We start from the raw sequence: 21,437 nt of genomic DNA on the forward strand, positions 1-21,437 counted from the left end.
TGCGGTCGTCGGTGAAGACGCGCCTAGTTCTCGGACACGCCCGCAGTATTCGGCTGAATACACCCGAGGCCATACTATCTCGCTATGACTGTCGGATTTGGAAAGGCTTTGGTAATCAGGAGGATTCAGCGAAGCGGCCGATCGATACTTGTGACGGTCGATGCGCCGCAGCCTTTTTCGAAACCTGACGCGGACTACTTTTGTCGACTACGGATCGAGGGCCTACAGCCCGCCCCGATCATCATCCAAACGACCGGCACCGAACCAGCACAAGCATTGATGTCCGGGTTGACCGAAATCAGCGCCCGCCTGTCCGTCTCGCTCCCAGATTTCCTGTCGGAAGCGCGAATCGGCGGTGACCTCGCACCAGCTGTCGGGTAGCCCGAATACATGATCGAGTTCTGATGCACAGCCACCAGCTCCGCGGCGACGTGTCGCCGAGCTGGTGGCTGTGGTCGTCAGCCGGGGAATACGGACCCCCGCACCGGTTCGGCATGACCACCAAATCGGTCACAGCAGGTGTGGCCCTGTTGACCGAATTCCGATCGGCGCGCCAGTCACGGAGGGTGCGGTTTTTCACCCTGGGGTGGGTGTCGCGCGATCCGTTCGCGGACGAGAATTGGCCTATACACGACGTGATCGATACCGCGCCCAGGGAAGTGATGCAGATGCCTCTTGCTGTTCAGTTTCTGTCTTCTCGCCGCATCCTGTTGTCGATGACCCTTACCGGTGGACTCATGCTGCTCGGCCCCAGCGTCTTGGGGATGTCGGGGTCGCTGTCACTACCGGCGCTACCAGCGGCCTCCACGTCGTCGTTCGAAGCTTCCTCGCATAGCCACGGCGACGGGCGTCCACCGATGCTCAAGTGCCCTCGCTTCGACTGCTAACTCAGTTCCCTACGGGCGGCGGGGGTGGTTCTCCAAGTCGCGGAGGCGTTGACTTCGTCAGTCCGCCTGACGCGAGTTGTCGACGCTGGTTTGCCGACGCGGCGCCGACATCGCCGTCTACCGCAGGTTCTTTTTGAACCAATCGAACAACGCCTGTTCGGTCTTGGGACGGCTGGAGGGGGAATCGGAACCGACGGCGACGACTCGGATGGCGATGTCGCTGCCCTGATCCAACGCAACGAGCGTCGGCACGGGAGCGGTGATGCAGGTTAACCGGCTGATCGACAGTTGCTCGCGATCCGTTGCACCGTCGCACGCGTGCCCACCGGACTTCCTCATGACACCCTCGAAGAACTGCGTCGCGATCCGATCGTTGGGAAATTGGAAAAACCTTGCTGTCGGCGCACCCGACTCGTTGCCGAAGCACAGAACGGCGGCGGTCGCATCGCTCACTGGTGACTCGTGTCGACAGTATCGTCGATCGTAGGCTTTGGGCAGTTTGGTGAGCAGAGCTTGGTCGGCCGGCGTGAGGTCGTCCGGGTCCCTCGGAGTAGTCAGGAATTGTGAATTCCCGTTTCCCGTGTCGTGCAGTGTCCAGTACAACTGGGCGCTACCGCCCGCCGACTCGGGGAAGTAGAGAACCGCCATGCTCATTGCCGCGTCGTCGGTTTGGATCACCCCCGAGGTCGGTGGTGTCGTTGTGGGATCCGTGAAGCAAGCCGTCCGCCCGACCTGCCCGCCGTCTCTGGTCGCGGGGCCGTCGCGGCCGGGTGGATCCTCCGGACAGTTGCTGGTCTGTAACGCCCCCTGTAACGCTACGAGGTGATAGGCCTTGCCCAGCGCCTCGGCGTTGGGAAACAGGTGGAAATCCGCCCTGGGCGTGCGGATTTTGGGAATCTCGGTGCAGGTGAGACGGGCCTTCTCCCCCCAAATCGCTTCTGGGGGCTCGTGACGACAGACGCTGCGGTTGTACGGATCTTGCACGTTCTTCAGCAGGGCGATGTCGTCCTCGGTGAAGAATTCGGATTTCGCCGCCTCTGAGGTCGGCGGTGCGGGCTTGTTGTGGAGCAGCGGCCAGGCTCCGGCGGCCACGAGGGCCGCGACGGCCGTGACAGCGGCGATCCAGAGGCGGCGGGGCCGGCGCCTGGGCGCCGGAACGGATCTCGCCTCGGGTGTGGAGGTCGCCCGGGGTGTGGGATGCGCCGCCACGGTGGGATCGTATTCGTATACGGCGAGGGGACTATGGTCTTCGGCGTCGCCGGTGGACGGTGCAAGTGCGGCGTGGGCGGCGGCGGCCAATTCGCCGGCGCTGGCGTAGCGTTCATCGGCCGACTTCGCCATGCCGCGCGCGACGACAGCGTCGATCGCGACCGGGATTCCCGGTGCGTAGCTGCTCGTTCGGGGTGGCAGTTCGATCATGTGGGCCCGCATGACCGCGGCGTCGCCGCCGTCGGTCGAGTAAGGGCGGGTACCGGTCAGGCATTCGTGCAACACGCACGCCAGGGCATACACGTCGACAGCCGGGGTGGCCGGGCCGGTTCGGAAACGTTCGGGTGCCATGTAGTTGAACGAGCCGATCGCCGATCCGGTCTGGGTCAGGCGTTCGTCGGTGTTCGTGTTGGCCAGGCCGAAGTCGGCCAGGTAGGCGAATCCGTCATGGGTGAGCAGGATGTTGTCCGGCTTGATGTCACGATGGACCAGGCCGTCGTGGTGTGCGGCGTCGAGTCCGGCTGCGATCTGGCTGATCACCGAGACAGCTTGCTCGGGCGGCAGCGGGCCCTGGGTTTTCAACACGGTGCGGAGGCTTTCGCCTTGCACGAGTCGCATGTCGATGTAGAGCAGCCCGTCGATCTCGCCGTAGTCGTGAATCGGGATGACGTGGGGTTCCTGCAGCAGCGCGGCGATGTGGGATTCGCGCCGGAACCTGGCCCGATAGACCGGGTCGTCGGCGAGCTGTTCGGGCAGTACCTTCACCGCGACCACCCGGCCCTTGGTGGTGTCGAGTGCCTCGAATACCCGGCCCATCCCGCCGGAACCGATCAGCCGCCGCAGGTGATATTTCCCGAACGTCGACCCTGGCATCAGTGGCGGCCGCAGGTTGGTCACGACTGCCTTGCCTGCGTTGCGGATAACCTGCGCGGGTTGGTCAGAATCGAGAATCGGCGCTTGAACATTGTCGACTTGCCAGCTGGACGACGACGCGGCCTCGGCTCCTTCGGGGAAAGTGCGACCCCACTGCCACACGATCTATGCCCCTTCACATTGTAGTCCGACGGTAATGGCCGGCGTGCTACGACTGCTGCTCGGGTATCGACAGGCTCTCGCGCCACATCCTGCGAGTGCTGGTGCCTCACTGCTGATGAGGGCACCGTCTCGTGCCACAGACTCGCCTGGAGGATTTGGGTCGCTGCATGCTGCGCGTAGCATGCGGCACGCGGCCGGCACTGCGATCGATCCGGCGTACGGGCGATCGAAGCACGCCCGCAGGAACTCGCGTCCGGGCGGCAACGGCACCGCCCGATCGGCCTCCGGGCGGCACGGTGGCCGGACCCCCACCGCCCGTGCGTCGGAGTCGAGTGCACGGTAGTTCACCGCCTCCGCGACCAGTTCGCGGCCCACCTCGCGGAGAAAGGTGTAGCGCGGTAGGCATCGGCTCGGTCGCGAACATCCGCGACAAAGGTGGACGGCATTCGTGAACTCCTGGGCAGCTGGTTCGTGTATCGGCGCGATGGATGAGGTCTGCCGCTTCGTTGGTAGCAGCCTTGACAAGAATCCTCGGCGTCGGCGCTCGTCCCGAATAGCCACCATAGGTGGCGATCGTTTTCACCCCTGGGGCAACATCTCCCGCCCTGGGTGACGAAGCATCACTGCTGGTCGGCGCCGATTTCACCGCGGTTGTACAACGGGACGGTCCGCTGCGCGACGCGATTTCGCGCGCCCCCAGGTCCTTGTCGACCCTGGTCCGTCCGCCATGAATGAGACCGACGCAAGGCCCCCGACAGCGACCCACCAAGATCACCGCTTCGGATGTGTGGACCGAGGAGCATCTTCGCCACCAGACAATCGAGGACCGGTTGCGCGCCGTGTACCTGATGTCCCGCAACGGTCTGCGCCGCTCGGACGTACGGTTTCTCCACGAGGATCAGCTTGCCGCAACTGGTCGCTGTCTCGGCCGTTCCCGACTGGGATCCTTCCTCTGCCGTCCCCGCAGTCAGTGGACCAGCCGATCGCCGCGGTCGCTGATGCACTCGCATCGCAATTGCGTTGCGGGGAACGGGAATAGGGCCAGCCGGTGTGCGGCGCGCGCTCGGTTCATGGCGGTCGCCGTCGCCGCCGGTGGGCCTGGAAGCCGACGCGGAAGTGTTCTCCACCAGCCGATTCTGGGTTGGGAAGGACTTGTCGGTGCCTTCACCTATCTTGAGCGCATCGTGATCGACCGGGAGGGAGAACGATGGCCTCGAATCCGAGTGCCACGCCGGATGAACCGGCATGGGAAAGCGCTTCTGTCGTACGGGTTTTGCCCGCTGTCGCACCGCGCAAACTGAACAAGGTGCCGTTCGTGGAGCTGGCCGACGGGCGCCTGCAGGGCGTGGTGTCGAGTGGCTCCGATATTTCACGGGTGTACGTGGCGTCGGTGACCGCGGGGACGCATGGGCTGAGCTGCAGCACCAATAACAACCGGCCGTGCGGCGGGTTGAACCAGGGATGGGTCTGCAAACATCTGGACGCACTCATCGACGAAGCGGTGCTCCAGTACGGGCAGGACCGGGTGGCGCGCTTTCTGCGTGTCGAGGTTCCCGAGGGCACCCGACTCGCGAACTGCCTCAATGGAACTCGCGACCCGGCTCCGGCCGCCGCGGTGTTCAGCCGTTTCCTGCGGCATCTGACCTACCTGGAACTGCCGGGTAGCGCGACGCCGATCCCGGAACTGCACTGGTTCCCGGCGGGGGTGGATCGCTGATGCGGCCTGTACAACTAGCCGCACTGGCGGAGGCGCCCGCCGGCGTCGCGGCGGCCCTGGACGCGGTGAGCGGCTTCGATACCGCGCTGGTCAGCGGCTTCGCCCGGGTTTCCGAACCGCAGAGTGCGGCACTGGCGGCGCTGGCTGGAGCTGTAGCGGGTTCGCCACTGGCCGAGGCGGTGGCGGCGGCGGTGTCGAAGGTGAGCACGGGGGCGATCGGCACCGACGAGCTGTCGGCGCTGGCCGCCGCCCGTGCCGCCCTGCTTGGCGCGGTGCACGACGCACTGGTCGAACAGGCCGATACGGGACTGGGCCGCAATCGATCCGAGTGGACGGCCACGCCGGATGCCGCCGCCCCGAGCCCGCTCGCGGCGGGTTCCCGTGCCTGGCTGGGTGAACTGGCCATCGCCGGATGGCGCGGCGTGGACCACGACCTGGTGGCGGCCGCCGCTCAAACCGTGGAGTCGCTCCTGGCAGACCCCGCGCTGCGACGGCTGGCGATGCTGCTGGACGGCTTCACCGCCGAACTGGGCGCTTCCGCGCCGATCGCCACTATGGACCGGGTGCCCGCGCGACGCTGGGCCGATCTGTGGACGCGCGCCGTGCTGCTGTCCTGGCGCGGCGCGGAATCCGCTGTGACCGAGCCGGTTTCGGGTAGGCTGCTGCCGCTGGGCGTGGACCTACATGAGCATGGGACCGCCGTACAGGCACAGGTGCACGGCGTGCTGGAGGTCGCGGGCGCACCGGCCCGCCGGGTGCGGGTATCGGTGGCCGCGGCCAAAGTGGACACCATTGTGGGACCGGCGGTTTGGCAATTGCTGGGTGCGCATCGGCAGTTGCTCACCGCGCTGGCCGAGCAGCGCGCGCTGGAGCTCACCGACATGCCGCTGACGGCGACCGGTGACCTGCTGTGGGATGACGATCGGGCGAAGGCCGGGAAGGCCGCCGATCCTTTCGTCACCGCCACCGTGCAGCTGCCGCAGGCGCAGGCCCCGGCCGTCGCGCCGCTGGACAGCGATCCGGTGCACATCGCCGAACCGGTTCTGCTCGAGGGGTACCGGTTCCGCGACGGTGCAATGGAATTGGGCGAGCAGCGGATTCGGGTGGAACTGAACGCGCTGCCGTCCGCCGGTCCGCTCACTCCGGCCGGGGTGACCGGCTCCAGCACGATGATCGGATTGCTGCGCTGGGATGCCAGTGGCTGGTCAGTGCGACCGCTGGCCGTGCGGCGCAAGGTCAAGAGCGCACTCACCGCCTTCCACAACGGTGATTGGGCGCTGGGCCCGACCGATCCGAAAGTCACCAAGGCACAGGCCAAGTCGGGCGATGCGGTGGCGGTGTTGCGTGAGCGCGCGGGACGGTTGCTGCGCAAATGAATACAGCATCGCGAAGCGATTCCATGGGGGGTAGCCGTCGGGTGACGGGTGGGCCGAATCATGAGACGCGACGCCAGATCCTGTACTGGCGTCTGCTGGCCGGTGTCTTCACCGGGGATCAGCAACCGACGCTGGAACAGGCGAGCACGGGGATCGTCGACGATCTGGGGTTGCCGCTGGCCGTACTCGATCCGGGCATTTCCATCGACAATGTGGTGCAACGCTATCCGGAGATGAAGGCGGAGTTCGAAAGCCTCGACTTCTCCGAGACAGTTGAATCCACAGCCGAGACCGTGGACTCCGCAGCCGAGGATGCCGCGAACGAGGCCGACGCCGCTTCGCCCCGGCCCGTCGGCGCGGCCGATGTCCGCACCGCCGCACTGGTTTCCAAGCTGCTGCTGAACGTCTTCGCCACCGGCTCCGGTCAGGTCAGCGCCACCCAGCTGGCCGGCTGGCAGTCCGATACCACTTGGCTGCGCCGCTGTCTGGGTGAGGAGCAGGCCGGCGCCGTGCAAGGCGTACTCACCGGTCTGGAAGGCGAACTGGTGTCCCGCATGCGGCTGCGCGAAGTGCTGGCCGATCCACACCTGGCCGCCCGGCTCACCCCGAGCATGTCGCTCATCGAACAGCTGTTGCGCGACAAGCACAATCTGTCCGGCGTGGCCCTGGCCAATGCCAAACGCCTCATCCGCCGCTATATCGACGAGGTCGCCGAAGTCCTGCGCACCCAGGTGCAGCAGACCAGCGTCGGCACCGTCGACCGCTCGGTCCCGCCCAAGCGCATCCTGCGCAACCTGGACGTGGACCGGACCATCTGGAAGAACCTGCCCAACTGGAATCCCCAGGACGAGCGCCTCTACGTCGACCGGCTCTACTACCGCCAGACCGCCAAGCGCGCCGTCCCCGCCCGCATGATCGTGGTGGTCGACCAGTCCGGTTCCATGGTCGACTCCATGGTGAACTGCACCATTCTGGCGTCGATCTTCGCGGGCCTGCCCAAGGTGGATGTACATCTCATCGCCTACGACACCCGCGCCCTGGATCTCACTCCGTGGGTGCACGACCCGTTCGAGGTGCTGTTGCGCACCAATCTCGGCGGCGGCAACGACGGCCCGGTCGCCATGGCCATGGCCCAGCCCAAGATAACCGACCCGAAAAATACTGTGCTGGTATGGATTTCAGACTTCTACGAGTTCGACCGCTCCCAGCCGCTGTTCGAGGCCATGGAGGCGGTGCACCGCAGCGGGGTGAAGCTCATCCCGGTCGGCTCGGTGAACAGCTCCGGCCACCAGAGCGTCAACCCGTGGTTCCGCGAACGGTTCAAAAACCTTGGCACCCCGGTGATTTCCGGACGCATCCAGAAGCTCGTGCACGAGCTCAAGAACTTTCTCGACTAGGAGACCAGCCATCATGAACGACGTTTTGCGCGCCCCCGCCGAGGTCAAGTACGCCGAGGAACTGGATTGGCTGGAGTCCGTCGACGACGGCCCCAAGCCGTTCGCGTGGCGGCTGAGCCCGAAGATGGTGCGGCTGTTCATTCTCGGCTCCGAACGTGCCGACGGACTGGACCGCGAGGTGGAGCAGAAGTGGTTCGGCGACCGCAGCTTCGTCGAGCGCAGCATCGTCACCCTGGCCTCGGACCGGGGTCTGCTGCTCATCGGTGATCCGGGTACCGGCAAGAGCTGGCTGGCCGAGCTGCTGGCCGCGGCCATCAGCCGCAATTCCACACTGGTGGTGCAGGGCACGGCGGGCACTACCGAGGACCACATCAAGTACTCGTGGAACATCTCCATGGTCATCGCCAAGGGGCAGTCGAGGGAGTCGATGATCCCGTCCCCGATCATGACCGCCATGGAGCAGGGCGTGATCGGCCGCTTCGAGGAGCTCACCCGCTCCACCAGCGACGTGCAGGACGCGCTGATCTCCATCCTGTCGGAGAAGTACGTCTCCATCCCCGAGCTCGACGACGACAATGTGGTGTTCGCGCAGCCGGGCTTCTCCATCATCGCCACCGCCAACAGCCGCGACCGGGGTGTGAACGACCTGTCCTCGGCGCTCAAGCGGCGCTTCAACTTCGTGCGCATTCCGGTGGTGTCCAACAAGAAGAGCGAGGCGGAGATCGTGCGTTTCCGCACCGCGGAACTACTGCGCCGCCATTCCCTTGAACTGGAACTGCCACCCACACTGCTGGACATCCTGCTGGAGAGCTTCGCCGATCTGCGCGCCGCCGCGGCCGCCGCCACGAGCGACGACGACAAGCTGGAGTCGGCGCTGTCCACCGCCGAGCAGATCGGCGTGCTCGAGGACGCCATCCTGCACAGCCAGTTCTTCGGTGCGAAGGAATTGCGCGCCGAGACCCTCGCCGGTTCACTGGTCGGGTCCTTGGCCCGGCGCACGCCCGAGGACCTGGCCATTCTCAACAAGTACCTGCACGGCGTGGTCGAGCCGCGCACCAAGGACAAGAAGGGCAATGCCGCCTGGGGTGAATTCCTGGAGGGCGGCCGGGCGGCGATCGCGAGGCTGTCGTGATCGTCTCCGATACCCGGTCCACGCCGAATACCTTTGCCGCGCTGCGGGATCAGTTGGCGGACGCGGCGGTCGCGTTCGCCGGGATGCCGGGGGCGGCGGGCGACATCCTGACGGGCATGGTCGACGATGTCGACCGGGCGCTGTCGCAGCGGCTGGAGATCTTCCCGGTCTGTCACCACTCACCCGCCTCCGGTCTGGCCATGGTGCGGCGGCTGCGCGAAAAGCAGCCGAGCGTCATCTATCTGGAACTGTGCGAAGATATGCGGCCGCTGCTGGACGAGCTGCACAACTGCCGGTTGCCGGTCGCCTTGCAGGCATTCGCCACCGATATCGAAGGTTTCCCGGCGGAATGGGCACCGCTGTCGGTGGTCGCGCCGATCACCGAATCGTCGGCCGAATACCAGGCCATCGCCTACGCACTCGATACTCCGGGCGTCGAACTGGTGCTGGTGGATCGGTCCACCGACCACGTCTTCCAGTGGGCTCCCAAAGGGGCGAAGTCGGAAACATCCGCTGACGGCGAGCAACCCGAGGACGACGGCCTGCACGGCGAGGCGGTCGGCATCGAAATCGGTGATCTGCGACCGCGTTTCGCCGAACTCGAGGAACACCTGCTGCACCACGGCAAGGTCCGGCACTGGTCGGAATGGTGGGACCAGTATGTGGAGCAGCCCCTCGTGGACGCCGATTACGACACCTACCGCCAGGTCATGGTGATGATCGGCAGCCTGTTCCGGCGGCTGCGGCGCGGCAGCACCGTCGAGGACGAGGACCGCGAGCGGTACATGTGGACCCGCATGCGGGAACACTTGGCCGCCAACGACATCGATCCGGCACAGGTGTTGTACGTGTGCGGCGCGGCCCATGCGGCCAGCCCGGTCGAACAGTTCGGGCTGGAGTCCGACGCGGTGTTCGAGATTTCGTCGCGCTCGGCCACCAAGTGGCACTACGGGCTGATCCCGTCCAGCCATTCCGCCATCGAGGCGCAGTTCGGGCTGGCCGGCGGCGCGGTGTCGATCGCGGCGGCTACCTGGGCGAAGGGATTGCGGCGTGGCAGATTGCAGTCGTTCCAGCTGGCAGGCCAGCAGGGAACGAAGAATCGGCCCAAGAAACCGCCACTGCTGCCGACGGAACCGGAAGCTGAAGTGATGGACCAGCTTTCGGGGTTTCTGTCCCGGCCGCCGGTGCTGGACCCACTCGATGAGGCCGAACTGCTGGAATGGTCGGTGGATATCGTCCGGCTCGCCAGGCGCAACGGCTACCTGGCCAGCACCGCGGACTCCATCGCCATCTTCGAGACCTCGATCCTGCTGGCGGGCTTGCGCAATCGCGCCCGTCCAACGCCGTATGACTTCCAGGACGCGGCTGTCACCTGCCTCGAGAAGGACCGGGTGCCGGGGCGGCGCGATGTGCGGCGGCTGTGCGAAATCCTGCTCGGCGGCGACCGCATCGGCCAGGTCGGATACGCGGCGCTGCCACCGCTGGCCCGCGATGCGCTCGACCGGCTGGAACCACTGGGACTGGATCTGTCCAAGCGGACACTGCAGCGCGCGCTGCTGGATCTGCAAGCGAATCCGGAACTGCGGCCGTGCTCGGATCTGCTGTGGCTGCTGCGCAGGTTGCTGCCGCAGGACGCGCTGCGCCCCATCATGGGTTCGCGCGGACTGGGCGAGACCTCCATTCAGGAGAGCTGGGATATCGGGCTCGGCAAATATCAGCGGTCCCTGGTGGAACTCGGCTACGAGGGTGTGTCGGTGGAGCAGGTGCTCGAGCAGCGCCTGCGTCGCGCGGTCACGGCACCGGACGCGACCACGGCCGTAGCGCTGGGCGCTGTCGAGGACGCGCTCGTGTACCTGAGATCGGTCCGGCTCGCCGACGAGCTCGGAAATCGCGCGGTGGAACTCCTCGCCGCTGAACGAACAGTGGACGACGCACCCGTCGTGCTGCGGCGAATCCGGGCGCTGCTCAACTACTTCCGCTCCACCGAGGACGGCTTGCCATCGTGGTGCGAACGGTTCGTGACGGCCGGGTACGCGCACTACTGCACCCTGCTGCCCACCGCCTTCGCCGCCGAGGAGACCGGACCACCGCAGGTGGCGGCCATGCTGGGCTTCCTGTTCGGGATGGAGAACCTGGCGCTGTCGCTGGGCTGCGATCACACTCAGCTGGAATTGGCGGTGCTGCAATCGCATCCGGAGGCGCCGGCCAAGGTGGCACTGCTGTGGGCAGCGCGGTTCCAGCTCGGCCTGCTGACCATGGCCGAGCTGCGCGAGCGGTGCGACGGGATGCTGGCCAATCCGCTGGTGCTGCCGACGGTTCCGCAGTACGTGAGCGGTTTCGTGCAGGCCATCGACCCGGCTCCAGCACTGAAACCCTTTGTGGTGGAGCTGTTGTCGAAGGCCTTCGGCATGCTGCCGGACGCGGTGCTGCTGCCGTGGCTGCCGAAGCTCATCACCACCCTGAAGGACCAGGCGGGCGACCTGATCCCGGGACTGGTCCGGGAAGCGGGCCGCACCTTCCCCGGCGCGCTGCCCGCCGTGGACACCTTCGTGCCGCCATGGTCGGTCGAATTCACCACGGCCGCAACGCCGGTGGCGGCGGCTCCGCGCGGACCGGTCACCGAACTACTGGCCGCCCACCCGGCCGCCTGCGACGCGCTCGCCGGACTGCTCGGCGTCGATGGCGGCTGGCAGGAAGCCGGACCTGCCGGAAACCGCGAGGTAACCGGTTTGCTCGACCGGTTCCCCGCAACCGCCGCCGCACTGGCGGTGCAGCTCGGAGTGTCAGCCGCGCGGAGCTGACGCGGGCCCGGTTCGTCCCCGAAATGGGCGGCCGAGTGGCCGCCGAACCGGCCCGGCCAGCGGCCGTGGAGCATCACGACCGTCGGCAACCCGACCGGCTCGACACCGACGGAGCCGCACCGCCTGACCTCCGCCCCGCCATGGCGACCGCCGCGCCAATCACCAAGCGCCGCAACAACACTCCGCCGCGCCGGACCGGAAGCAGCGAGGCCGAGGTGCTGCGCGGCTTACTCGACTATCCGCGGGCCGCGACGGTCGAGGGCAGGTGTGAACGGCCGCGGCGCCGTCGGGGACGAACCTGCTCGGCCTGCTCCGGCATCTCACCTTCGTCGAGCGCTCGATGTCGGGTAACCAACTGGCAGGCGACGTTCCAGGCCGCACCGTGGCGGACGTGGTCGACCGCTATCGCGAGGCGGTCGCACAGATTGTCGGACGTGTCAGCCTTCTTGCTCTGCCAGTCCGGCCGTCGTCAAGGTGAGGTGTCGAGTCAATATGCCGGCTGCGGTGTCGGGGTCGCGGGCCAGCGCTGCCTCCTCCAGTCGGCGATGCTCGTCGTTGCCGTCCCGGTCAGGGTTGCGATGCGTCGACCATCGGCGGGCCAGCTCGCTCGCGATCCACATCCGGTCGAAGATCTCCAGCAGGACGAGGTTGCCGCATCCTTCCAGCAGAGTGCGGTGGAAGACCCGATGCGCCTCGGCCCATGTCTCGCTGTAATACTCGCCCTCTTCTGGAGTGAATGCCGGCGTGCGCGCCAAGCGGTGGTGGGCAGCTCGAACATCGCCCTCCCACTTGACGTCACCATTTTCGATCGACATGCGAAGCAGGACCGGCTCGATGGCCCGGCGCGCCTCGCCGATCTGCTGCCAGCGGTCGTCGGAGAACGCTGGGACCGCGAAGCCGCGATTGGTCAGCCGGTCGACCAGGCCCTCACCAACCAGGCGCACCAGCGCCTCCCGCACCACGGCCAGGCTCACGCCGTGTTGCCTGGATAGATCCTGCGGCTTGAGTGCGTCACCGGGCGCGTACTCGCCGCGCATGATCGCGTTCCGCAAGTGTGCGTAGACCTGGTCGGAAAGCATCTGCTTCTCCGCCGGGGTCGGGGCGTGGGCTGTCATGGTTCAATCATAGACGATTTGGCGAATCATCGATTATTTCTGATATCGTCGATGTTGCATCGTTAGCACGACTAGAAAGGCGCGACACGATGAGCGCAAACGATCCCTTTGCCCGCCTCCCCGAGGCGGCCTCTTTCACGGTCACCAGCACCACCGTGAGCGACGGTGCAGCCTGGCAACGCGAGCAGTGGTCCTCCGGCGCCCCCGGGGGCAAAGACGTTTCCCCGCAGCTGAGTTGGAGTGGTGCCCCGGCAGGCACGAAGAGCTACGCCGTTACCGTGTACGACCCCGACGCCCCCACCGGCTCCGGCTTCTGGCATTGGGCTGTCGCCAACATCCCGGCCACGACCACGAGCCTGCCCGAGGGCGCCGGAGACGACGCGGGCATCGGGTTGCCGGTCGGCTCCTTCCAATTGCCGAACGACGCGCGCCTACCTCGATACATCGGTGCGGCCCCGCCGGCGGGTCACGGTAAGCACCGCTATTTCGTCACCGTGCACGCTCTGGATGTGGACGACATCGGCATCGCCTCCGACTCCACGCCGGCCCTGCTCGGGTTCACCATCGCCGGTCACATCCTGGGCCGAGCGACGCTCGTCGCCACAGCGGAGACAATGCGGTGAGTCCCGTTCGAGGGGCCGGTCCCAGCGCCAACGCGGATTCGTCGTCATGCGCGGCCTCCAGTGGCTGAGTCGATCCCCTGCGAAGTCGAGATCGTTCGCCACTCGCGGAACGACGGCGACGCCATCGTCCGCTGGGTCGAGGTCATCGTGAACGGCACGCCGATGCCGACCACCAGCGAACCGCGCGTCGTGCACACGCCCCTCGGCACGCACGTCGCGCTCGACCTGACCGCCACGTCGGTCAGCATCCGGAGCGAAGACGGGAAATCAGACTGCAAGGAAAGGCAATGAGCGACAACGATATTGATCGCATGGTCGATCGCACCGTGCTGATCACGGGCGCGACGGACGGGCTCGGTCGGGAACTCGCGGTGCGGCTCGGGGCCGCGGGTGCCCGGTTGATTCTGCACGGCCGCAACGCCGATCGGGCCGCGGCGCTCGCAGCCGAGGTGACGGCCGCAAGCGGGCCCGCGCCGGAGATCATCCTGGCCGACTTGTCGCGGCTCGCGGAGGTGGACCGGCTGGCCGATGAGATCATCGCCCGCACTTCACGATTGGAGGTGCTGGTGAACAATGCCGGCACCGGCGGCGGGCCGCCGAACGGGAGACGTGAACTCAGCGCCGACGGCAACGAATATCTGTGGGCGGTCAACCATCTAGCTCCGTATCGGCTGACGCGGCGGCTGCTTCCGCTGCTGAGGGCATCAGCTCCGGCGCGGGTGGTGAACGTGGCCTCCGCCGGGCAGCAGGAGATCGACTTCGACGATCCGAACCTCGAGCACGGCTACGACGTGTACACCGCGTACTGCCGCGCCAAGCTGGCGATGATCATGGCGACTATCGAGTACGCCGAGGAACTCGACGGGACCGGCGTTACGGTGAACGCCCTGCACCCGGCCACACTCATGGCGACGACCATGGTGCTGGAATCTGGAGTCACGCCGATCAGCACGGTCGCCGAGGGCGCGGACGCCGCTCTCCGGCTCATCTGCGATCCGGGCCTGGCCCAGACGACGGGCCGGTATTTCAACGGCACCAGTCAGAGCCGTCCGCACGCGCAGGCCGACGATCCGAAGGCGCGCCGCCGCCTGCTCGAAATCAGTGACACCGCAGTCGTTTCGGCGGTGGGCCGAGGCGGTGGGCCATGAGGTCGCGGGTGGCTCGACAGCTCGATCAACGAAAGTGTGGCTCTACCACGGGACGGTCCGGCCGTGCCGATCCAGGAACTGCAGGCCGAGTGCGCCGGCCTGCGTCTCGAGGACGTCGGCGACGGCCGGGATACTCTCCTGCGGAGCAAGAGGCGCGTCGGGGCCGCCGAGCCGGGTCCGGTTGTGGCCGGGATCGATGAGCAGTTTGATGTGTCCGTCTCCTTGCGCTCTGACCGGAGCGAGCATCCCTCGTGCTCTCACCAGCAACCTGGTCGAGGACCTGCTAGAACCTCGCTCGGGATAACTGTCCGGTCCGGACCGGGCACCCGCACAAACGTCTTTCGATGCCGCGTTCGGGTGTTCGGGCCAGTACTGCCGCGGCAAGCCGCAGCTGCCGCCTGCGTCCACCCTTAGGATAGAATTCGAGCAACGTGTGCGCGCGATGCAACAGGCCGACGACATCCTCGACTCCCGCGACGCGCAGATCTTGCGACTCGACGCCGACAACCATTCCGGACCCGGCCCTTGCCAGAATCGCCGCCCAGCACGAAATCCGGCGACTCCGCACCGCCACATCCCTCGACGCCGACCTGCCACCTCCCCCGCAGAAGGTCATCGGCACACGCTGAAGGAGGTGGCAAAGGAACGAAACCACAAGTACCACAGGCAGATCCAACCCGAATGAACAGAATCGAGCCGACAATGGCATGGTCGATACCGCGAATCACCACTGGCGCTGAACGCCGTTTGCTGGAGAGCATGCTCGACCGCAACCGAGCCGAATTGATCAACACAGTGCGCGGCCTGTCCGACGAAGAAGCCCGCCGCCGCCTCGTCGCGTCGATGACCACCCCGATCGGTCTACTCAAGCACGCCGCAGTCGCCGAACGGATCTGGTTCCAGCATGTCCTGGCGGGCCTGCCCGAGAACGAATGCGACGGCGGCACGACGCCAGGTGACGCCAGTTTCATCGTCGACGACAACGAGCCCCTGGCCGACGTGATCGCCGAATTCGAGCGCGCCAGCGACCGTTCCCGCTTGATCGCCGCCGAATTCGACCTCGACGACATCAGGACACACCCCCGCGCCGGCGACGTCAGCCTCCGATTCATCTATCTGCTCGCGATCGAGGACTTCGCGCGACACGCCGGCCACGGCGACATCCTCCGCGAGCAGATCGAACATCCTGCCGCGCCGAGTACCGATGCGCCGGAACAGCGCTAGCCGAGCGTTCTATGCCTGGCCTCGGACACATGGCATCTCAACAAGCACTACTTTTGCCGACGAGTGGGCGTATCACCGGGTTCACCCGCACCTGGCCCGGCCAGTTGTGGCCCGGGCAGGTGTTCCTCGCCCGCTTCAAGCGATACGCGCATCAGTCATACTGTTGACAGCCTTTGTCTCCCAATATATTTGACAAATGCCGAAGCGGGATCGATCAGTGTAGTCGGCCGGGCGGCGGCCGAGAGAGGGAAATCATGGGATTGCCAAGTGAATTCGGCAAGGCCGCCGGTGTGGGCATCGCGGCGCTGGCACTGCTCGCGCTGCTACCCGGTACCGCACAGGCGGCCATTGGCCGGGCCTCCTACGTCACCGTGGTGGGAAAGATCTTGTCGATCGAACGGCCGGACAGCGGTGCCTGTATCCAATTGCAGGATGCCACAGTGCGTTTCGAGAACGGCACCAGCGACCGGGCCTACCTGTTCGGTGATTCCGCGTGCGGTGCGGGATCCGAGATCGCGGGTGTCGATCTCATCTGGAACGCTCCGGCCGGGGCGCAGGCCTTGTCCGTGCGCTTCGAGCCAACCGGGTAACCCGCGACACCAACGCCGGAAAGACCCGAAAACCACCCTCCCGCACTGAGTTGTGCGGCGCTCTGGCGTCTTGCGAGCGGGAACGTGCTGTCGATCGCAAGACGAAGCATGCCCGCGTCGAGCAACCGACCCAATTCAGCGAGTTGCACCCCGCTCGAAGAGACTCGGGCGCCCGAGAGCGTGACGCCCAGCTTCGCGGTCTCTTCGTCGTCCTAGTCGCCGAAGAACGCCGGGCACAGGCACCGCCGCGCGTACGACAGGAACCGACTGCCGACGGCGTCGAGGACGAGGCCGACCTCGTAAACGATCTCCTCGGGACGGCTCTTGGTGTCGTCGATGAACTGGTCGGCGCCGAGTTCGCACAGCAACGATTCATACGGGCCCGACGCCACCACGAGAAGCCCCATCCGATGAATCCGACACAAACCCGCAGGGCTCCGTGGGGTGGGCCGAAAAAGAAAGATCAGGCCCGGTTAAAACCGAGCCTGACCTGCTATTTCTGTGGGCCTAATGCTTCACAGCCCGAACCCGCTGACGGTCGCAGGGCCGGCGATTCGAATCACGCCGGTAGGTACTCGGCGGATGTGAGCGGTCGTGTGCCAGGGGCGCGCCGCGGGCCAGGGTCGTAAGCGGCAAGAAAGCACGCCATCGACCCCATCAGACGTTCACCAACCGCGTTCGACGCACGATACGTGGAATCGGCTGCTGCCGACGCGACACGGAACGAGTGGCACGAAATCCCCTTGGACAGTAAGCTTCTCGAAGTTGCAGCAGTGGTTCGGCGACCGAAGGCAGGGATGCGCTGAAGACCGCGTCCCCAGAACAGCACACACGAACATCTGGAGCTCCATTCTTGAGTACGCCACAGTCCCGACTGCAAACCCCGGCCTGTCCAGTCGTCCACGGCTCGCCGATGGCTACTGAAGGTCCGAGGGTGTCGCTGTACTCGTCGGAATTCGCCGCGGATCCGCACCGTGTTTACGACGAAATGCGAAGACAATACGGCTCTTTGGCTCCGGTTGAGCTGGCGCCGGGCGTGCCGGCCACGTTGGTGGTCGGGTATGACACCGCACTGCGGATCCTCAACGATCCCGAGCACTTCCCTGTCGATCCGCGCACCTGGCAGCAGAACATCCCGGCCGACTGCCCCGTCCTGCCGCTTATGGAGTGGCGTCCCACCGGGAGTCGAAGCGACGGAGCGGCCCTCCAGCGCTACCGGCAGGCAATCACCACGAGTATCAACGCGGTAGATCTATATGCTCTCGATGCCACCGTGGAGAAGATCGCCATCCCGCTGGTCAACACCTTTTGCCAGGCCGGTACAGCCGATCTGATCAGTCAGTACGCGTTGCCGCTCGCATTCGCGGTCACCGATGCTCTGCTGGGCTGCCCGCCGGAGATCGGACAGCGGGTCGCCGCAGGCATGGCCGCGATGTTCGAGGGGATCGATGCCGAGGACGGCAACAAGATGATCGTCGAGGCGCTGCTGGAACTGCTGGCCCTCAAACGGACCCATCCTGGCAACGACATCACCTCGCTACTACTGCGGCATCCGGCCGAACTCGATGAACTGGAGATGATCCACCAACTGAACAGCGTCTACGGCGCCGGGATCGAACTGCAACAGAACCTGATCGGCAACACCTTGCTGCTGATCCTCACCGACGAACGTTTCGGTGGAAGTGTTGTCGGCGGGAACCTGTCCACCCGAGACGCCTTGGACGAAGTCTTGTTCAACAACCCGCCGCTGGCGAACCTTCTCACCACCTACCCCCGTCAGCCGATCCTCATCGACGACGTCTGGCTGCCCGCGCACCAGCCGATCCTCATCAGCATGGCCGGCTGCAACAACGACCCCAAGATCCGGACCGAGAATCACACAGGCAATCGCTCGCATCTGGCGTGGGGCATCGGCCCACACGCCTGCCCCGCGCAGTCGCTGGCCTACCTGCTCGCTCAAAACGCCATCGATCAGCTTCTCGATGCGCTGCCCGAGATCCAGCTGGCCATACCGGCCGACGCACCGACCTGGCGGCCCGGCCCCTTCCACCGGTCCTTGGCGGCTCTACCGGTCACCTTTCCCCCCTCTGCTCCGTTGAACGGAGTCTGAGAATCTCGCAATCTCCCACGCGCGTCGGAAGCGACTAGGCGACCATCTCGATCGCCCGTAGCGACGCCCGCCGCCATGCCAGCGACCTGAATTCGATATCGCCGTGGAGCGCAGTTGGAAACGACTCGTCCTGCCGCGGTTCGGTGAGGTGATCCATCACTGATCCGCGTGGACGACAGAGATTGTGTCGACGCACTCCGACGCCGTCCCACGGAATTGCGCCCAATCGGCTACGTCCGTCTACCCGCGCTACACGGACCGCCTACCCGGAGTGTGTCGGGCCTTGACGACCCTGGATCGCTCGGTCACAAACGACATGACTGAACCGCCGCAAGGTGTTCGCACAATGCCACACAACAGCGAAGCCACAGGCCAATGACCTGTGGCTTCGCCATTTAGTGGAGCTAAGGGGACTCGAACCCCTGACCCCCACACTGCCAGTGTGGTGCGCTACCAGCTGCGCCATAGCCCCGAGTGGGTCGCTGTCAGGTTTCCCTGACTGCCTGAACGAAGTTACACCACTGGCGTGTCGGCAACCAAATCGCCTTGATTCGGGGGTAGCGGAGCGGGTTGTTCGATCGTAGAATCGAACACATGTTCGATTGCGATGATCTCTCATCCGTGAACTTCGGGGCCATGACCGACGAGGGGCTGATCGAGGCCCTGCGGGCGGCGCATGGGCGGGCGGCGGTGGCGCAGGCCGCTGAGGTGTTCGCGGTGCGGGAGTTGTATCGACGGCATCGGGCCGAGAGTGCGGAGCCGGGGCCGGGTGGCGTGCGGGCCGGCGAGTTCGCCGCCAGCGAGGCCGCGGTGGCATTGCAGGTCGACGAGGGGACGGCGGGGGCGTTGATCGATATCGGTCTGGCACTGGAGGATTCGTTGCCGCGAACGCGGGCTGCTTTCGCGGCGGGGCGGATCGACCTGGCCAAGGTGCGGGTGATCGTGGACAGCACCCGGGCGGTGGCCGGGGAGGTGCTGGACGCGCTGGAGCCGCGACTGCTCGAGGCGGCGGGACGAAACAACCCGGTGCGGCTGCGGCAGGCGGCGCGGCGGTGGGCGGCGCGGCTGGATCCCCGCGGCACGCAGCGCCGGCGGGAACTGCGGCAGGACGAGCGCGACGTTCGGCTGCGAGCGGTGCAAGACAGTATGGCGGTATTCGATGGATTACTGCCCGCGCCGGGGGCGCAGACGGTGGCGATGCGGCTGCGCGAGATGAGTACGCAGGTGTGCGCATCGGATCCGCGGAGTATGCCGCAGCGACGGGCAGACGCTCTGGTGGCGCTGGCGGATGGTTCCGGACGGCTGAAATGCCAGTGCGGACGCAGTGAGGGTTGTCCGAAGTTCGGTGCGCCGATCGAACAGCCGCGCAGACCATTGATCCAGATCGGGATTGCGGCGGACACGCTGCTCGGGATTCAGGAAGCACCGGCATTTCTGGCAGGGTATGGGCCGATCGACGCGGCGCTGGCCCGGATTCTGGCCGAACACGCACGCTTCCAGGTCATACCGGAACGCTCGAACGCCGACGACGAGGCGGCCGCTGTGGATGAAACGATGTCTCGGCGGCCATCGCCGCGACTGGAGCGCGAGGTGCGGGCGATGGACGGCATGTGCCGCTTTCCCGGATGCATCATGCCCGCCGCCGAATCCGAACTGGACCACAGTCACCCGTTCGACCACCAGCGCCCAGACCGCGGCGGACGCACCATTCTGGCCACACTCTGCACGAGGCACCATCGCCTGAAAACGTTGGCGGACAACAAAAGACTCCCCTGGCGCATCTGGCGCGCCGATCCGGATCGCCTCCAATGGACCGTGCCGACCGGCGATATCCACACCACTGTCCGCGAGGGCGCGCGATACCTATTTCCGCGCACCGACACCGACGCCCCCATTGCCCCGTACACCGGCCACCACAGATCCGAACCACCCGAAACTCCTCCCGCAATCCCCATCCATCCCGCCGACCGACCAACCGCCGAAGACATCGCCTACCCGCTCGACGGCTACATAGTCGTCCACGGCCGACTCCGGCGAATCCGCCCCGAAGACGAGATCCCGGACGACCATCCCCAGCCAGCCCGATTCCCCGCCCCCTGACCGGGCCATCCGCTCAGAGCAAGTCGCCAAGGCCGTCGAGTGCCGCATTTCGAGCGATGCACAGGGCGGCCAGCGTGCCAATCCACGCTGAGCGGGGTTCGCAGGACCGTCCGGATACGCTCCACTCCGAGCAGCACATGGGCTGCCCAAATGCCCGATCCACTCCGAGCGGCTCACACGTTTGTCCGAGTGCCTGATCCACTGAGTGCCTCCTGCGGGCTGACCGGTAATTCCGCCCCGAGCAAGTCGCCAAGGCCGTCGGGTACCGAACCAGTTCAATCGGCACACCGGGCGGCCCGGATACTCACTACACTCCGAGCAACTCACACGTTTACCGGCACTGATCCACTCAGTGCCGCTCGCGGAGCCGACCGGGTAATTCCGCCCCCGGCAAGTCGCCAAGGCCATCGAGTACCGAACCAGTTCGAGCGGCACACAAGGGCGGGCCGCGTGCCGATCCACGCTGAGCGGGGTCGCAGGCTGTCGGGACACCGCTTCACTGCGAGCAGCTCGCAGGACCGACCAGATGGCCGCTCCACTCCGAGCAGCTCGCAAGGCTGCCTAGATGTCCGCACCAAAAAAGCTGCTGGCAGGACGGGCCGGATGCCCCGAGCCAAGCGACTCGCGGGGCCTCCCCCGGCCCAAAGCTGGCGTTGACGCGCGCGAGTGACCGCCCTCGACAGCGACTCCATACCGCCGTTTGCGACCGCACATTGCCCCTTCGGGACCGATACCGCCGTTCACGACCGGCATATATCCGATTGAACGTGTGCCGTTGCCGAGAGCTATGTGCCGTCGGCATCACTCAGACATGCGAGACACCGCCGAAGCCCGCCTGGTGACCTGTTGTGCGCCCAGACCCACCTCGGCAACACCGGGAAGCGCCCCCGCACGAGCGTCACCCAAATACCGGCGTGCCGGATCCCTCCGATTCGTTGAAGCTCGAATAGGGGTGGAGCGGGATTCACAAGCA

General features: G+C 66.1%; 17 protein-coding genes and 1 tRNA gene. 13 read left to right on the top strand and 5 right to left on the bottom strand.

Going from position 1 to position 21,437, the window contains the following annotated elements; translation table 11 throughout:
- The first annotated feature begins 494 nt into the window (after window positions 1-494).
- Window positions 495-887: a hypothetical protein gene (locus ACFYOW_RS19435; RefSeq protein WP_387289671.1), complete on the top strand. Its 393-nt coding sequence runs from the start codon at window positions 495-497 to the stop codon at window positions 885-887.
- Between the two features lie 117 nt (window positions 888-1,004).
- Here ACFYOW_RS19435 and ACFYOW_RS19440 read toward each other — a convergent pair whose 3' ends face one another.
- Complete coding sequence (locus tag ACFYOW_RS19440; protein WP_387289673.1) at window positions 1,005-2,993, bottom strand: serine/threonine-protein kinase; 1,989 nt, start codon at window positions 2,991-2,993, stop codon at window positions 1,005-1,007.
- Between the two features lie 1,345 nt (window positions 2,994-4,338).
- Here ACFYOW_RS19440 and ACFYOW_RS19445 point away from each other — a divergent pair.
- Genes ACFYOW_RS19445 through ACFYOW_RS19465 form a run of 5 tightly spaced genes read left to right on the top strand, consistent with a single transcriptional unit; the run spans window position 4,339 to window position 11,554 of the window.
- Complete coding sequence (locus tag ACFYOW_RS19445) at window positions 4,339-4,848, top strand: hypothetical protein (RefSeq protein ID WP_387289675.1); 510 nt, start codon at window positions 4,339-4,341, stop codon at window positions 4,846-4,848.
- The gene (locus ACFYOW_RS19450) at window positions 4,848-6,224 is read left to right on the top strand and encodes a hypothetical protein (protein ID WP_387289677.1); all 1,377 of its coding nucleotides are present in this window, start codon (window positions 4,848-4,850) and stop codon (window positions 6,222-6,224) included. Before ACFYOW_RS19445 ends, ACFYOW_RS19450 begins: the two co-directional genes overlap by 1 nt.
- Window positions 6,225-6,247: 23 nt before the next feature.
- Entirely contained in the window at window positions 6,248-7,621 is a 1,374-nt protein-coding gene (locus tag ACFYOW_RS19455; RefSeq protein WP_387289680.1) for a VWA domain-containing protein, read from the top strand.
- Window positions 7,622-7,634: 13 nt separating this feature from the next.
- Window positions 7,635-8,753, top strand: a complete 1,119-nt coding sequence (locus tag ACFYOW_RS19460; protein WP_387289681.1) for an AAA family ATPase — start codon at window positions 7,635-7,637, stop codon at window positions 8,751-8,753.
- Window positions 8,750-11,554: a DUF5682 family protein gene (locus ACFYOW_RS19465; protein WP_387289682.1), complete on the top strand. Its 2,805-nt coding sequence runs from the start codon at window positions 8,750-8,752 to the stop codon at window positions 11,552-11,554. The genes ACFYOW_RS19460 and ACFYOW_RS19465 overlap by 4 nt, the downstream gene beginning before the upstream one ends.
- Window positions 11,555-11,991: 437 nt before the next feature.
- Here the strand turns inward: ACFYOW_RS19465 and ACFYOW_RS19470 are convergent, their stop codons facing one another.
- Window positions 11,992-12,669 (bottom strand): GntR family transcriptional regulator, encoded by a 678-nt coding sequence (locus ACFYOW_RS19470; RefSeq protein WP_387289683.1) that lies wholly within the window; start codon window positions 12,667-12,669, stop codon window positions 11,992-11,994.
- Window positions 12,670-12,758: 89 nt separating this feature from the next.
- Here ACFYOW_RS19470 and ACFYOW_RS19475 point away from each other — a divergent pair, with 89 nt between their 5' ends.
- The 3 genes from ACFYOW_RS19475 to ACFYOW_RS19485 are packed head-to-tail and all read left to right on the top strand — an operon-like array spanning window position 12,759 to window position 14,440.
- Complete coding sequence (locus tag ACFYOW_RS19475; protein ID WP_387289685.1) at window positions 12,759-13,292, top strand: YbhB/YbcL family Raf kinase inhibitor-like protein; 534 nt, start codon at window positions 12,759-12,761, stop codon at window positions 13,290-13,292.
- A 60-nt stretch (window positions 13,293-13,352) separates the two neighbouring features.
- Window positions 13,353-13,583, top strand: a complete 231-nt coding sequence (locus ACFYOW_RS19480) for a hypothetical protein (protein WP_387289687.1) — start codon at window positions 13,353-13,355, stop codon at window positions 13,581-13,583.
- The gene (locus ACFYOW_RS19485) at window positions 13,580-14,440 is read left to right on the top strand and encodes an SDR family NAD(P)-dependent oxidoreductase (RefSeq protein ID WP_387289688.1); all 861 of its coding nucleotides are present in this window, start codon (window positions 13,580-13,582) and stop codon (window positions 14,438-14,440) included. The genes ACFYOW_RS19480 and ACFYOW_RS19485 overlap by 4 nt, the downstream gene beginning before the upstream one ends.
- A 42-nt stretch (window positions 14,441-14,482) precedes the next feature.
- Here ACFYOW_RS19485 and ACFYOW_RS19490 read toward each other — a convergent pair whose 3' ends face one another.
- The gene (locus ACFYOW_RS19490) at window positions 14,483-14,701 is read right to left on the bottom strand and encodes a hypothetical protein (RefSeq protein ID WP_387289691.1); all 219 of its coding nucleotides are present in this window, start codon (window positions 14,699-14,701) and stop codon (window positions 14,483-14,485) included.
- Window positions 14,702-15,121: 420 nt separating this feature from the next.
- Between ACFYOW_RS19490 and ACFYOW_RS19495 the strand changes: the two genes are divergently transcribed.
- Window positions 15,122-15,664 carry a DinB family protein gene (locus ACFYOW_RS19495; protein ID WP_387289693.1) on the top strand — a complete coding sequence of 181 codons (543 nt, stop codon included), beginning with the start codon at window positions 15,122-15,124 and terminating at the stop codon, window positions 15,662-15,664.
- Between the two features lie 254 nt (window positions 15,665-15,918).
- On the top strand, window positions 15,919-16,254 hold the full coding sequence (locus tag ACFYOW_RS19500) for a hypothetical protein (protein WP_387289695.1): 336 nt from the start codon (window positions 15,919-15,921) through the stop codon (window positions 16,252-16,254).
- A gap of 212 nt (window positions 16,255-16,466) precedes the next feature.
- On the opposite strand, the gene ACFYOW_RS19505 is transcribed toward ACFYOW_RS19500, so the two are convergent.
- Window positions 16,467-16,661, bottom strand: coding sequence for a hypothetical protein (locus tag ACFYOW_RS19505; protein ID WP_387289697.1), 195 nt, complete (start codon window positions 16,659-16,661; stop codon window positions 16,467-16,469).
- Window positions 16,662-17,167: 506 nt separating this feature from the next.
- On the opposite strand from ACFYOW_RS19505, the gene ACFYOW_RS19510 reads away from it, so the two are divergent.
- A complete protein-coding gene (locus ACFYOW_RS19510) occupies window positions 17,168-18,364 on the top strand; it encodes a cytochrome P450 (protein ID WP_387289699.1) in 1,197 nt (398 codons plus the stop codon).
- Window positions 18,365-18,763: 399 nt separating this feature from the next.
- Here ACFYOW_RS19510 and ACFYOW_RS19515 read toward each other — a convergent pair.
- Window positions 18,764-18,836: transfer RNA gene (locus ACFYOW_RS19515), tRNA-Ala, on the bottom strand.
- Between the two features lie 122 nt (window positions 18,837-18,958).
- On the opposite strand from ACFYOW_RS19515, the gene ACFYOW_RS19520 reads away from it, so the two are divergent.
- The gene (locus tag ACFYOW_RS19520; protein WP_387289701.1) at window positions 18,959-20,464 is read left to right on the top strand and encodes a DUF222 domain-containing protein; all 1,506 of its coding nucleotides are present in this window, start codon (window positions 18,959-18,961) and stop codon (window positions 20,462-20,464) included.
- Window positions 20,465-21,437 lie beyond the last annotated feature (973 nt).

The sequence above is a fragment of the Nocardia sp. NPDC006982 genome, assembly GCF_042869435.1.
Taxonomy (GTDB): domain Bacteria; phylum Actinomycetota; class Actinomycetes; order Mycobacteriales; family Mycobacteriaceae; genus Nocardia.